General features: G+C 70.2%; 9 protein-coding genes. All 9 read right to left on the bottom strand.

Annotated elements, in window-relative coordinates; translation table 11 throughout:
- Window positions 1–260: 260 nt before the first annotated feature.
- The 9 genes from pknB to uxaC all read right to left on the bottom strand — a co-directional run bounded on the left by pknB (window position 261) and on the right by uxaC (window position 12,848).
- A complete protein-coding gene (gene pknB, locus ACZK39_RS05425) occupies window positions 261–2,105 on the bottom strand; it encodes a Stk1 family PASTA domain-containing Ser/Thr kinase (protein WP_463612756.1) in 1,845 nt (614 codons plus the stop codon).
- A 68-nt stretch (window positions 2,106–2,173) separates the two neighbouring features.
- Window positions 2,174–3,601: a peptidoglycan D,D-transpeptidase FtsI family protein gene (locus ACZK39_RS05420; protein ID WP_182783148.1), complete on the bottom strand. Its 1,428-nt coding sequence runs from the start codon at window positions 3,599–3,601 to the stop codon at window positions 2,174–2,176.
- A complete protein-coding gene (locus tag ACZK39_RS05415; RefSeq protein ID WP_182783149.1) occupies window positions 3,598–4,992 on the bottom strand; it encodes an FtsW/RodA/SpoVE family cell cycle protein in 1,395 nt (464 codons plus the stop codon). The genes ACZK39_RS05420 and ACZK39_RS05415 overlap by 4 nt, the downstream gene beginning before the upstream one ends.
- Window positions 4,992–6,437: a PP2C family protein-serine/threonine phosphatase gene (locus tag ACZK39_RS05410; RefSeq protein ID WP_463612755.1), complete on the bottom strand. Its 1,446-nt coding sequence runs from the start codon at window positions 6,435–6,437 to the stop codon at window positions 4,992–4,994. The genes ACZK39_RS05415 and ACZK39_RS05410 overlap by 1 nt, the downstream gene beginning before the upstream one ends.
- 3 nt (window positions 6,438–6,440) lie before the next feature.
- On the bottom strand, window positions 6,441–6,902 hold the full coding sequence (locus tag ACZK39_RS05405) for an FHA domain-containing protein FhaB/FipA (protein WP_182783151.1): 462 nt from the start codon (window positions 6,900–6,902) through the stop codon (window positions 6,441–6,443).
- Window positions 6,903–6,904: 2 nt separating this feature from the next.
- Window positions 6,905–7,612, bottom strand: coding sequence for an FHA domain-containing protein (locus tag ACZK39_RS05400; RefSeq protein ID WP_182783152.1), 708 nt, complete (start codon window positions 7,610–7,612; stop codon window positions 6,905–6,907).
- Window positions 7,613–8,925: 1,313 nt separating this feature from the next.
- Window positions 8,926–9,951, bottom strand: a complete 1,026-nt coding sequence (meaB, locus tag ACZK39_RS05395; RefSeq protein WP_463612754.1) for a methylmalonyl Co-A mutase-associated GTPase MeaB — start codon at window positions 9,949–9,951, stop codon at window positions 8,926–8,928.
- A gap of 36 nt (window positions 9,952–9,987) precedes the next feature.
- Window positions 9,988–11,430: a mannitol dehydrogenase family protein gene (locus ACZK39_RS05390; RefSeq protein ID WP_463612753.1), complete on the bottom strand. Its 1,443-nt coding sequence runs from the start codon at window positions 11,428–11,430 to the stop codon at window positions 9,988–9,990.
- Entirely contained in the window at window positions 11,427–12,848 is a 1,422-nt protein-coding gene (gene uxaC, locus ACZK39_RS05385; RefSeq protein WP_463612752.1) for a glucuronate isomerase, read from the bottom strand. Before uxaC ends, ACZK39_RS05390 begins: the two co-directional genes overlap by 4 nt.
- Between the last annotated feature and the right edge of the window lies 1 nt (window position 12,849).

The raw sequence follows: 12,849 nt of genomic DNA, 5'->3' as shown, positions 1-12,849 counted from the left end.
ACTCACAGCTCCCCGCACCCGACCACCAGAACTGCATGAAGGTGGTAGTCACGACCCTTCGAGACGGGCCACGCCGCTTCGCGGGCGGCCCTCCTCAGGGAGCGGAAAGACGGCTGCGCCGCTCCGCGGGCGGCCCTCCTCAGGGAGCGAGGGGACGATCCGCGCCGCTACGCGGGCGGCCCTCCCATGGAGCGGATGGGCGGCCCTTCTCAGCTCAGGGAGCGGGAAGGCCGGGCCAAGCCGCTCCGCGTCGTCCGGGGCTACGGGGTCGCGGACGGGTCAGGAGTCGGGGACTCAGAGGCCGGCGGGGAAGGGGGAGGTGTCGGGGTCTCAACGACGGGTGGCTCACTCGTGGGCGGAGGCGTCGTGGGTTCAACCTCCGGGGGAGCCACCGCGACCCTGATGTTGATCACCGATCCGCGGTCCAGGGCGGCACCGGCGGCCTGATCCTGATCGAAGACCACACCGGGCGACACCTCGGTGGTCTCCTCCTCAGTGACCTCGACCCGGAAGCCCGCGGCCTCAGCCTCACGCTGCGCCGCCGACGCCGTGCGCTCCGTCAGCACGGGCACCAGCGAACGACCCGTCGCCACGGTCAGCACGATCTGCTGATCCGGCGGCACCGTCGCACCGGAGGCCGGATTCACCGACACCACATTCCCCGCGACAGCATCGATCGGCTCGGTGGCCGGGTCCGCATCCTCCTCGGTGACCTGGGTCAGTCCGGCCGCCTCGAGCAACCGTCGAGCCTCCGCGACCGTGACCCCCGTCAGCCCATCGGGCACCGTCTTCTCGTCCGGCCCGCTGGAGACCACCAGTGCCACCCGTGACCCGGGTTCCACCATCGTCCCCGCCACTGGATCCGAGCTCAGCACCACCCCCTCGTCGACGTCCGAGCGCGCCTCGTAGGTGACGTTGGGCACCAGCCGGGCGTCGGTGAGGATGTTGGTGGCCGCCAGCTCGGTCTGCCCCACCACCGTCGGAATCTGGACTGTTGCCGTCGACGGCGGCTCAGGCGGGTTGAGGATGGTCCAGATGGCCACGCCCATGGCGATCAGGATGAGCCCGGCGACGATCGCCAGCGCGATCACGCCCTTGTTGGACTTCTTCTCCTCGGGCTCCATCAGGTCCGTGTCGGTGGGAGAGAGCACCGGCGACGGAGCAGGCACCACAGCCCCCCGTCGCGCGGTGGTGGTCATCGGATCGCTCGGAATCACCTTCGTGGCCGGCTCTGCAGGCAACGCGGCCAGCACAGGTTGCCCGTTCAGAGCGCGGAGAAGGTCCTCGCGCATCTCGGAGGCGTCCTGGTAGCGGTCCCGCGGGTCCTTCGCCAGCGACTTCAGCACGATCGCGTCCATCGACGGGCTGATCTCGGTGTCGATCTCCGACGGCGGCACGGGAATCTCCCGCACGTGCTGGTAGGCGACGCTCACGGGGGAGTCGCCCTTGAACAGTGGCTGCGAGGTGAGCAGTTCGTAGAGCAGGCAGCCGACGGAGTAGATGTCCGAGCGGTTGTCCACCTTCTCGCCGCGCGCCTGCTCGGGGGACAGGTATTGCGCGGTGCCGATCACGGCCGCGGTCTGCGTCATGGTGGCGGAGGTGTCCGCGACAGCCCTGGCGATGCCGAAGTCCATCACCTTGACGGTGCCGTTGGGGGTGAGCATGACGTTGGCGGGCTTGATGTCGCGGTGGATGATGCCGGCGCGGTGCGAGTAGGCCAGGGCGTCGAGCACGCCGGCCGTGAACTCCATGGCGCGGTCCGGCACGATCTTGCGGCCATCGCGCAGGACCTCGCGCAGCGTCACGCCCTCGACGAGCTCCATCACGATGTAGGGGACAGAGACCTCCGACGAGGGGTCGCGCTCCTCACCGGTGTCGTAGACCGCGACGATGTTGGGGTGGTTCAGACCGGCCGCGGACTGAGCCTCCCGTCGAAAACGGGCCTGGAACGTGGGGTCGCTGGCCAGGTCCACCCGCAACCGTTTGACCGCCACATCGCGCTCGAGACGGAGATCCCGTGCGCGCCACACCTCGGCCATGCCGCCCCGACCGATCACCTGGTCGAGTTCATAGCGGCCGCCGAGCAGCGCTCCTCGCTCTGTCATCGCTTAACGATCCTTTCGGTCAGTCACGCACAATAGTGCGCCATCTACCTGAGAGGTGTCTGAGAAGTTCATCGGAGAGCCTCCAGTACGGCCTTGAAGATGGGGGCCGCGAGCCGACCCCCGGAGATGTCGTCGCGGTCCACGTCGGCGTTCTCCACGAACGCGACGATGGCCACCGACGGGTCCTCGGCGTAGCCGACGAACCACGCGTAGGGGGGGCGGTCCGGCGCGGTCTGGGCGGTGCCAGTCTTCCCGCCGACCACGACGCCGTCGGTCTGCGCGGGGCGCCCGGTGCCGTCCTCGACGGTGGCCACCATCATCTGCTGCAGCAGCCCGGCTGTGGAGCCGCTGATCGGCTGGCCGATCACCTCGGGGCCACGGGAGCTCAGCACCGTCAGGTCCTGGTTGGTCACGGTGCTGACCAGGTAGGGAGACATCATGACGCCGTCGTTGGCGATGGCGGCCGCCACCTGCAGCATCTGCAGGGGGGAGGCGGCCACGTCGTACTGACCGATCGCCGACAACGCGGTCTGGGCCTCGTCGAGCTCGGTGGGGAACCGTGACGTGGCGGCCGCGAGGTCCAGGCTCTGTTCCTGGTTGAACCCGAACGCCTCGGCCATCGCCTGCAGCTTGTCGCTGCCCAGATCCAGCGCCAGGGACCCGAAGGCCGTGTTGCACGAGGTCTGGAGCGCCTGCTGCAGGGTCACGGTGGTGCCGCCGCAGTTGGTGGAGTTGCCGATGGAGCGGCTGGAGTTGGGCAGCCGCAGCGAAGCGGGGGCATCCAACTCGCTGCTCGGCACCATGCCGTCCTCCAGAGCCGCCGCAGCCGTGACGAGCTTGAAGGTGGAGCCGGGCGGGTACACCTCGCGGGCGGCGCGGTTCTTCAGCGGCTCGTCCGGGGAGTCCAGGAGCTCCGTCCAGGCCTCCCGCGCCACCTCGAGGTCGACGGTGGCCAGCCGGTTGGGATCGTAGGTGGGCGTGGAGACCATGGCCAGGATCTCGCCGGTCTCGTAGTTCATCGCGACGGCGGCGCCCTGCTGGCTGCCCAGGGCGCGGACGGCCGCGGCCTGGGCGCGCGGGTTGAGGGTGGTGGAGATGTTGGCGCCCTGCGAGCTCTGCCCGGTGACCAGATCGACGATCCGGTCGATCGACTGCTCGGACGAGGTGCCGGCCAGCTCCTCGTTGAAGGAGCTCTCGAGGCCGGAGCGGGCGTAGTCGTAGGAGTACCAGCCGGTCACCGTCGACCACAGCTCTCCCGCGGGATAGGTCCGCACGTAGGGGAACCGGCCGGGCCGGGGCACCGAGACGGCGATGGGCTCGTTGCCCACCAGGATAGCGCCGCGGGGGCGGGCGAACTCGGCGTCGCGGACCCGACGGTTGCTCGGGTGCGCGTTGAGGTCCTCGGCCTGGACCACCGAGATGGCGGTGAGGTTGAGCAGCAGCGCGGCCATCATGAGGGCCACGAACACCGTCACCCTGCGGATGGGCACGTTCATCGGCTGATCACCGCCGTCTCATCGTTGACCGCACCCATTTCGCGCGGGGCGGCCGTGGCGGCCTGGGGCATCCGGCTGCGATGCGAGATCACCATGAGGATGGCGATGATGATCCAGTTGGCGATCAGGCTGGAGCCGCCCTGGGACATGAACGGCGTGGTGAGGCCCGTCAGCGGCAGGAGCCGGGTGACGCCGCCGATGATGGCGAACACCTGCAGCGCGAACGTGAAGCTCAGCCCGGTGGCCAGCAGCTTGCCGAACCCGTCGGGCGAGGTGACTGCCGTCTTGAAGCCGCGCGCAACCAGCAGCGCGTACACCAGCACGATGGCCATGAGCCCGAGCACGCCGATCTCCTCACCCAGGGCGGCCGCGATCATGTCGCTCTTGGCCAGCGGGGTGAGCCCGGGCCGGCCCAGGCCCCAGCCGCGGCCGAACAGTCCGCCCCAGGCGAACCCGAACTGCGCGCTGATGATCTGAAGGTTCTGGTCGTAGTTGCTGAACGGGTCCAGCCAGGCGTTGACGCGACGCGGCACGTGGTGGGTGAACTGGTTGGCGGCAAGGGCGGCGACGACGAAGGAGAGGCCGGCGAGGATGGGCCACGCGGGCCGCTCCGTCGCCACGTAGATCATCACCGTGAACAGCCCGAAGAACAGCATCGAGGTGCCCAGGTCGTTCTGATACACCATCACCACCAGGCACAGCAGCCACATCACCGCGATGGGTCCGAGGTCGCGGGCGCGGGGCAGTTCGATGCCCATGAACCGCTTACCGGCAAGCGCGAGCACCTCGCGCTTCTCGTAGAGGTAGGCGGCAAACGCGATCGACAGCGCGATCTTGGCCACCTCGGCGGGCTGGAACGAGAAGCCGAAGACCCGGATCCAGATCTGGGCGCCACCGGAGGAGACGCCGATCACCGGGAGCAGCGGCAGCAGCAGCAGCACAAGGCCGGAGATGAACAGGAGGTAGGGGTAGCGCTGGAGGCGGCGGTGGTCGCGGAGGCCGATCGCGACGGCGGCGAACAGGATCAGCCCGAGCGCCGTCCACAGCAGCTGGGTGGCCGCGTCGTCGTTGACGGGCTCAGGGATCTGGTCGATCCGCGAGATCATCGCCAGGCCCAGGCCGTTGAGGAGGAACACCGACGGCAGGATCACCGGGTCCGCATAGGGCAGTCGGAAGCGCACGACGAGGTGCGCGGCAACCCCCATCCCGTACCAGAGAGCGGTCACCGGAATCAGGTTCTGGGGCAGTTCGCCGTAGAGGTTGAGGCTCGTGATGACCCAACCGGCCAGACCGAACGACTGAGCGAACAGCACCAGGAACAGCTCGACCGTCCGTCGCTTCTTGTAGACGATCACCTCATCCGAGACCGCCGGCTGGACCGCTGCCGTCATCAGCAGGCCTCGGGGTCAGCCTCGGCGCTGGCCGTGGGGGTCGCGGTGACGAGGGTGGAGGGAAGCAGGAAGCTCGGGGGAGCGGACTGCGCGGTGGCGCCGGGCACCGCCGACAGCGTGGTGGTGGGCAGGCCGGGGATCGTCGACGACGGGGTGGCCGTCTGGCTGGGTGACGGCGACAGCTGCGGCGTGGGCTGCTGCCTCTCCTCCCGCACCTCGACGCAGCGCTCGGCCAGGGTGCGCAGCTGCTGGGTGGTGCCCCGGGCGGCGGGCAGGCTGTCCACCTGGATAGCGCCGTCCACCACGCGCTGATAGAAACGGGGCAGGTCGGTCACGGGGATGTCGGTGCGCTGGGTGAGGGTGTTGAGGTCCAGCCCCAGCAGTGAGCCGGGGATGCCGTTGTAGATCGCCACGTACCCGTCGTCGGCGGCCACGAAGTAGCGGGTGCGCGAGTACGAGATGACCCCCCACGCGCTGCCACCGAGTACCAGAGCGACGGCGAGGACCAGGGCCGTGATGCCGGGCCAGCGGTGCTTCGCCTCGTGCGGCGCGTAGCGCGCCACCTCCGCCGCGTCGTGCTCCACGTCGACGGCGGGTGCGGACTGCGGCCACTGCGGCCCGCGTCCAGTGCCGCCCTTCGTCATGGCCAACTGCCCCGTCCGGGGGACCTTGAGGTCGACGGCGGCGCCGACGAGCTGGCCCTCGAGCGCGTCAAGGGCGTCGTCCTGAGGCACGACGTCGCCGATCACGATGGTGATGTTGTCGTGGCCGCCGTTGGCGTTGGCCGTCTCGGACAGCCGGGAGATCGCAGACGACGCGTCGTCGATGGTGAGGAACTCGCGGAGGGTCGCATTGTCCACCAGGCCGCTGAGCCCGTCGGAGCAAAACATGAGGCGGTCGCCCACCTGCGCGTCGAGGACTTCGAGGTCCGGCTCGAACTCGACCTGTCCGTTGAGGACCTTGAGGATGAGCGAGCGGTGCGGATGGGTGGCGGCCTGCTCCGGGGTGATCTTGCCGTCGTCGAGGAGCGACTGGACCCACGAGTGGTCGTGGGTGAGCTGGGTGAGTTCGCCGTCGCGGAGCAGATAGCCGCGGGAATCGCCGATGTGCGCCAGCCCGAACTGGGTGCCGTTGAACATGGCGCCGCAGAAGGTGGTGCCCATGCCGTCGAGCTCCAGGTCCTCCTCGATCAGCTCCGTGAGTTTCGTGTTGGCGCGGGCGATCATCCCGGCCATCCGCTCCAGCATCTCCTCGCCGTCAGCCGCGCGCTGATCCAAGCGTGCCGCCTCCTGCGCCGCGACGGCGGAGGCCAGGTCACCCGCTGCGGCGCCGCCCATGCCGTCGGTGACCAGCAGCATGGTGGGGGAGGCGTAGCCGGAGTCCTGGTTGTTCTTGCGGATCCTGCCCACTTCCGAGTGGGCGGCGAAGCGGAGGGAGAAGGTCATGGATCAGATCTCGAACCGCATGAGGGTCTTGCCGATGCGGACCACGTCCCCGACGGTGACCTTCGTGGGTTCTGTCACGAGTTTGCCGTTGACGTAGGTGCCGTTGGTGGACTGCAGGTCCGTGATCACCCAGGTGGTGGGGTCCTTCTGCACCAGTTGGGCATGCCGGGCGGAGGCGTAGTCGTCGTCGAGGAGCAGGGTGGAGTCCGCGGCGCGGCCGAGGTTGATGGTGGGCTCGACGGGGACCGCGGTACCCTGCTGCCCCCCGGCCGTGATGGCGAACCGGGTGGGCAGCTTCGAACGGTTGCGGCCCCGCCCCCGGTCCGCGGGGATGGCCGCGAGCGATGAGACGGGCACCCGGCGACCGAACATGTCCGTGCGCACCACGTTGGCGACGAAGAGGATGAACAGCCAGATCATGGCCATGAAGACGATCTTGATCGTCCCGACGAGAAGGTCAGACACGCTCAGGATCCCGTCGGTGAGTGGATCAGCATCCTGGTGTTGCCGACCTCGATCCTGGCCCCCTCGCCGACACGGGTCTTGGTGACCCGGCTCCCGTTGACGTGCACGCCGTTGGTGGAGCCGAGGTCCTCGACGGTGATCACCGGGTGGTCCGGGTCACCGGAGACGCTGATCATCGCGTGGCGCCGGGAGACGCCGGGATCGTTGAGCCGGAGGTCCGCCTCGGCGCCGCGGCCGATCAGCAGGCCGGGCGCCACCAGCGGGTGCCGCACGCCGTTGACCTCGACGACCAGCCGCCCAGGGACCGCGGCAGGAACGGAGGAATGGCCCGCGCCCTCGGAGGGGAGGGCGTGGCTGGTGACGGTGAACTGCCCGGTGGGCAGCGATTCGTCGAGGGAGTAATCGATGGTGACGGGCCCGTTGAAAACGTAGTGGCGGTCCGCGGCGTGGTCCCGGATGCCGGGCAGGATCTCGGCGTTGAGGGTCTTCGAGTACGGGACGAGCCTGTCGAAATCCGCTTGTGAGAGGCCGATGGTGAAGGCATTGGGCACGAGGCGCTTGTCGCGCGAGAGCAGCTTGGCCTCCGCGTCGAGCTCGCGCTGGATGCCCGCGACGATCTCCACGGGATGCACGAAGCCCTTGAAGGCCTTCGCGAAGACCTTGCCCACGGCGGACTCGATCCGCTTCTCGGCTTTGTCAAAGACTCCCATGTGCCTCCTCTCGGTGCTTGGACAGCGCCTCCCCCCAGGCACACGTTCGCCGCCAGTCTAACCGTCGAGCCTGCGCGGGTGCGATATCGGGCTGCGACAAGGAGGAAGGCCGCGTGATCCGCCGGTGCCGTCTCTGTTCCCCTCGGCTCCCGCTGTCTTGGCCCTGGCTGCCGGTGCGGGGAGCCCAGCCCCGTCGCCCGGGCGGCCGTTGTCTACGGTCTGCGCGTTGGTGCCGGTGCGTTGGTGGTCGGGTGGTGAGGCCGCCCGGGCCTCGTCCCTGGTCTCCTCACACTCGTCTGCTGGTGGCGTGTCCGGGTTCGGGTGTGTGCCGTCAGGGCGGCCCTGGCGTCAGTCTGCTCAGGCGGGATGCCAGCTGGGTGATCGTCAAGTTGGGCACCGCTGCGCAGTGCCGCCCTGCCGTCCCCCAACCCTCGATGTAACTCCCTCTCGACGGTGGGCGACTTGGCGGTCGGGTCTGGCGGCGTGTGGTGGGGGCCGGGCCGCCCATGACGCCGGCGGCGGCGCTTCGCGCAGCCACGCCGTCATCAACGCCCACCCAACCTGCCCCGGCCCCCACCACCCACCGCCTGGCTGTCCCCGTCGCGTCGACTGGCTTGTGTCTCGACGCCTGGCTTGCGTCTCGGCGCCTGGCTTGTGTCTCGACGCCTGGCTTGCGTCTCGGCGCCTGCTCTAGATCGCAGGCGCCCCGGAGCCGCCTGTCCTATGTTCGGCAGCCAGCGCTGTAGCGCGGGCGGCCAGACTTATCGCAGGCGCCACAGGGCCCGCCGCCCTGAGACGAGCCGACGCGAGGTGTGTGCGAGTGTAGGGGTCGGCAGGTCGGCTCTGCGTCGCGAGCCAAATGCGAGGGTGGGGGTCGGCGGGGCGGCTGCGCGTCGGGACGCCCAACCCGAGGATCACCAGGCTGGCCTCCCGCCTCAACTCACTTTCACCGGGCCGCCCGGCCGGCACACGCCCTGACCCCGGCCACGCCACGGGGAATCGAGTGCGGGGAGGCGGGAGAGGAGGCCCGGGCGGCCTCGATCACCGACCCACGCGTGACTCGCCGCCGCTCGCAGACCATAGGAAGCGGCCGCCCGGGCCTCGGCTCACGACTCCCGCCACCTGTCAGTGGGACTGCCCCGTGGCTGGCCGCCGCGCCGGCCTGGGCTGGGCGCCTGCGTTAACTCTCGGCGCCAGCGGTACAGCGCGGGCGGCCGAACGCAACGCAGGCGCCTCCGCAGGCGTCGTGACGGAGGGCAGGCGTCGGGACGGAAGGCAGGCGTCCGGGCGGAGGGCAGGCGTCGGGACGGAACTCAGGAGTGGTGGGCGTGGTGGGCCCACGGGAAGGTGGGCAGGGCGTCGGCGAACGCGCGCAGGATCAACTGAGACCCCTCCAGCGCCGACAGCGACTCCTCCGCCAACTGCGCCTCCACATCCTTCGCGACAGAACGCACCTGAGGCGAGGTCCGCAGCGACTCCAGCAGCTCGTCGCGCACCATGTTCCACAGCCAGTCGCGCTGCTGGTCCAGCCGGCGGGCGGCCAGCGACCCCTCCGCCTCCAGCTCGGCACGATGCTTCTCGACGGTGTTCCACAGCTCGTCCAGGCCCACCCCCGTGTACGACGAGCAGGTCAGCACCGGAGCCCGGCGCTTCTTCGTGTCGCTGGTGATCAGTTTCATCGCGATGCTCAGCTCGCGTGCCGCGACCCTAGCCGCCTGCTCGTTGTCGCCGTCGGCCTTCGTGATGGCGATCACGTCCGCGAGCTCGAGGATGCCGCGCTTGATGCCCTGCAGCTGGTCACCGGTGCGGGCCACCTGGAGCATGAGGAACGTGTCCACCATCCCCGCCACCGCGACCTCTGACTGCCCCACGCCGACGGTCTCCACCAGGATCACGTTGTAGCCGGCCGCCTCCAGGACGAGCATGGACTCGCGGGTGGCGCGCGCCACGCCGCCCAGATGGCCCCCCGACGGTGAGGGCCGGATGAACGTGTCCTCCCGCGCCGCGAGCTCGGCCATCCGGGTGCGGTCGCCGAGGATGGAACCGCCTGTCCGCGACGACGACGGGTCCACCGCGAGGACCGCCACGCGGTGGTTCCGCTCATCGATCAGCTTGATCCCCATGGCGTCGATGAAGGTGGACTTGCCGGCGCCGGGGACACCGGAGATGCCGACGCGGAAGGCCTTGCCGGTGAGCGGGGCGATCAGCCGCAGCAGCTGATGCGCCTGCTCACGGTGCTCCGGCTTCGATGACTCGACCAGCGTGATGGCGCGGGCGATGTGCCCCCGCGATCCCGCGACGATCCGGTCCGCCAACTCCTCGGGTGTCACCTTCCGCATGGCCCGACCCTACCGCCGCAGCCGCCCGCGGCGACGTCAGCCCCGCCTGGCGTTGCCTTCGAGTTCCAGGATCTCCTCGGCGGCCGCCGCCACAGCGTCCCGCAGCTGCACGTCGTCGGCGAGCGACGGGTCGAGGAACGCGACGACGCGGGCCGCGTCGGCCTGCAGGTCCTCGCCGACGAGCCCGGCAAGGCCCTCACCACCGGCGTCGCGCACAGGGGCGCCGTGCCCGCGGAGGTGCAGCAGCCACGCCGCGACCGCCCGCACGGCGGCCGCGGGCACCTCACCGCGCGCCCGGAACGCACTCACCGTCGGCATGATCCGCACGGGCAGTTTCAGTGACCCGTCGCTGGCGATCTGGGCCAGGAGGTGCCGGATGTTGGGGTTCTCGTAGCGATCGAGCAGCGCCCGGGCGTAGTCCTCCCACGGCACCTGTAGCCCGACCCCGGCCTCGGTCCACCACTGCTCAACCCAGGCGCGCAGCGTCGGGTGGGCGATGGCCTCGGACACTGTCTCGACGCCGAGGATGGGCCCGGCGTAGGCCAGCAGCGAGTGCGACCCGTTGAGCATCCACAGCTTGCGCTGCTCGTAGGGCTCCACCTCGTCGACGATCTGGACGCCCGCGGACTCCCAATCCGGACGGCCGGCGGGGAACTCCCCACTGATCACCCATTCGCTGAACGGCTCGGTGGGCACCGGGGAGGCGTCGACGTAGCCCTGCGTGCGGGCCACCTCCACGAGGTCCCCGTCGGTGGTGGCCGGTGTGATCCGGTCCACCATGCTGGTGGCCCAGGCCACGTTCCGGTCCATCCAGTGCACCAGCGAGGGCTGGACGGCGTCGGCGGCATCCGTGACGACGGCGGCGAACGCGGAGCCGTTGTCCGGGATGTTGTCGCAGGGCAGGATCGTCAGCGGCCCGGCGTCGGCGGCGCGGCGGGCAAGCAGGCCCGCCAGGATCCGGGCGGGCACCGTCGCGACGGTGAGAGCGCCGATCCGCTCGGGGCTGAGGTCGCCCCCCTCGACGAGTTCCCGCAGGACGGCAAGGTCGGCAGCGACGGCGGGGTCGGCCAGGTCCAGCCGGCCGTCGGCCGCGCGGTGGTAGCCGGCTTCGGTGACCGTCGAGGTCACGACGGCGAGCTCAGGCGATGCGAAGTAGCCCACGAGCGCGGCGAAATCCGAGGCCGGGTGCACCCGGGAGACCGACGAGATGACCTCGAACGTGTCCCCGTGGGCACCCTTGGTGATCAGCGTGTAGAGGCCGTCCTGCGGGGTGAGCAGGTCCGACATCGTGGGCCGGCGGCCGGTGAACGCCGCGATCCCCCACTCGGCGGCGTCGCTGGCGTGCTCGGTGTACCAGGCCTGGTGTGCCCGGGTGAAGTTGCCCAGACCCAGGTGGACCATGCGGACGGGGGCGGCGGGGCGGCCGAAGCCGGCGCGGGTGAGGGGCGGCAGGGCGGGAGCGGGAGTGGTGGTAGTCACAGCTTGAACACCTTCTTGGGCTGGGTGGAAACAAGATCGATGGCGGTCTCGACGGCCTCATCCATCGCGAGCCGGTGCTCGGCGACGAGGGTGGCCAGGAATGCCGAGTCCACGCGGCGGGCCACGTCGTGGCGGGCGGGGATGGAGCAGTACGCGCGGGTGTCGTCGATGAAGCCGGAGGTCTTGCTGAAGCCGGCGTACCCGGTGACGCTGCGGCGGAAGCGCATGATGGCGTCCGCCTCGTCGATGAACCACCACGGGGCTCCCACGTACATGCCGCGGTACCACCCCGCCAGGGGGGCGAGCTCCCGGGAGTACACGGTCTCGTCCATGGTGAACACGACGACGTGGAACCCGTCGGCGTTGCCGTAGGACGACAGCAGCGGCTGCAGCGCACGGGTGAACTCGACGGCGTGGGGCACGTCGCCGCCCACGTCGGCACCGAACCTGGCCTGGGTGGCGGGGTCGTGGTTGCGCGCGACGGCGGGGTGCAGCGTCATGACCAGTGCGTCGTCGCAGGCCAGGCGCGCCTGGTCGTTGATCATGTGGCGGCGCAGGGCGTCGGCGTCGGGCGCGGAGATGGTGCCGGTCATGGCCTCCGTGAACAGGAAGTCGGCGCGGGCGTCGCTCAGGCGCTCGGTTCCAGCGTCGGCGTGCGAGTGGTCGGTGGACACCGCGCCCTGTTCCTTGAAGAACAGGCGCCGCACCCGCATGGCCTCGACGTGCGAGGCGTAGTCAGAGATGTCGACGTCCGTGACACGGGCCAGGTCCTCGGTCAGCTTGCGCCAACCGGGGCGGGCGGGCTCCAGGTAGGCGTCGGGGCGGAACGTGGGCACCACGCGCCCGGTCCAGGTGGGGTCTGCGGCCAGCTTGGCGTGCGCCGAGAGGTCCGAGCAGGGGTCGTCGGTGGTGGCGATGGCCTCAATGTTGAAGCGCTGGTACAGCGCCCTCGGACGGTACTCGTCGCGGGTGAGGCACTCGGCGATCTGGTCGTAGATCTGGTCCGCGGTCTCCGCAGACGGGCGGACCGTGACCCCGAAGACGTCGGCGAACGAGGATTCGAACCAGAACTGCACCGGTGTGCCGCGCAGGACCTTCCAGTTCTCGCACAGGAGCCTGAAGCCGGCACGCGACTGCGCCTCGCTCAGCGGGGTGCCGACGGGGACGCCGAGATCGGCGAGGTCCACGCCGGCGGCGCTGTGCAGCATCCGGTTCGCGTAGTGGTCCGGGGTGAGCAGGAGCGTGGTGGGGTCGCTGAACGGGGCGTCGTCGGCCAGCCACTCCGCGGGGACGTGGCCGTGCGGGGAGATGATGGGCAGTTCGGCGACGTGCGAGTACAGCTCGCGGGCGATGTCACGCACCCCCGGCTCCGCGGGGAAGAGGCGGTCCGGATGGGGTGCGAGGGGGGCGGGGGACATG

Source organism: Tessaracoccus luoxuelianae (assembly GCF_055326245.1).
This window is presented reverse-complemented; position numbering and strand designations above follow the sequence as displayed.

Excerpts from the sequence above, each read along its gene's own strand:
- ACZK39_RS05400 (WP_182783152.1), bottom strand. The coding sequence starts at position 7,612 with ATGGGAGTCTTTGACAAAGCCGAGAAGCGGATCGAGTCCGCCGTGGGC.
- ACZK39_RS05410 (WP_463612755.1), bottom strand. The coding sequence starts at position 6,437 with ATGACCTTCTCCCTCCGCTTCGCCGCCCACTCGGAAGTGGGCAGGATC.
- pknB (WP_463612756.1), bottom strand. The coding sequence starts at position 2,105 with ATGACAGAGCGAGGAGCGCTGCTCGGCGGCCGCTATGAACTCGACCAG.
- ACZK39_RS05420 (WP_182783148.1), bottom strand. The coding sequence starts at position 3,601 with ATGAACGTGCCCATCCGCAGGGTGACGGTGTTCGTGGCCCTCATGATG.
- ACZK39_RS05415 (WP_182783149.1), bottom strand. The coding sequence starts at position 4,992 with ATGACGGCAGCGGTCCAGCCGGCGGTCTCGGATGAGGTGATCGTCTAC.
- meaB (WP_463612754.1), bottom strand. The coding sequence starts at position 9,951 with ATGCGGAAGGTGACACCCGAGGAGTTGGCGGACCGGATCGTCGCGGGA.
- uxaC (WP_463612752.1), bottom strand. The coding sequence starts at position 12,848 with ATGTCCCCCGCCCCCCTCGCACCCCATCCGGACCGCCTCTTCCCCGCG.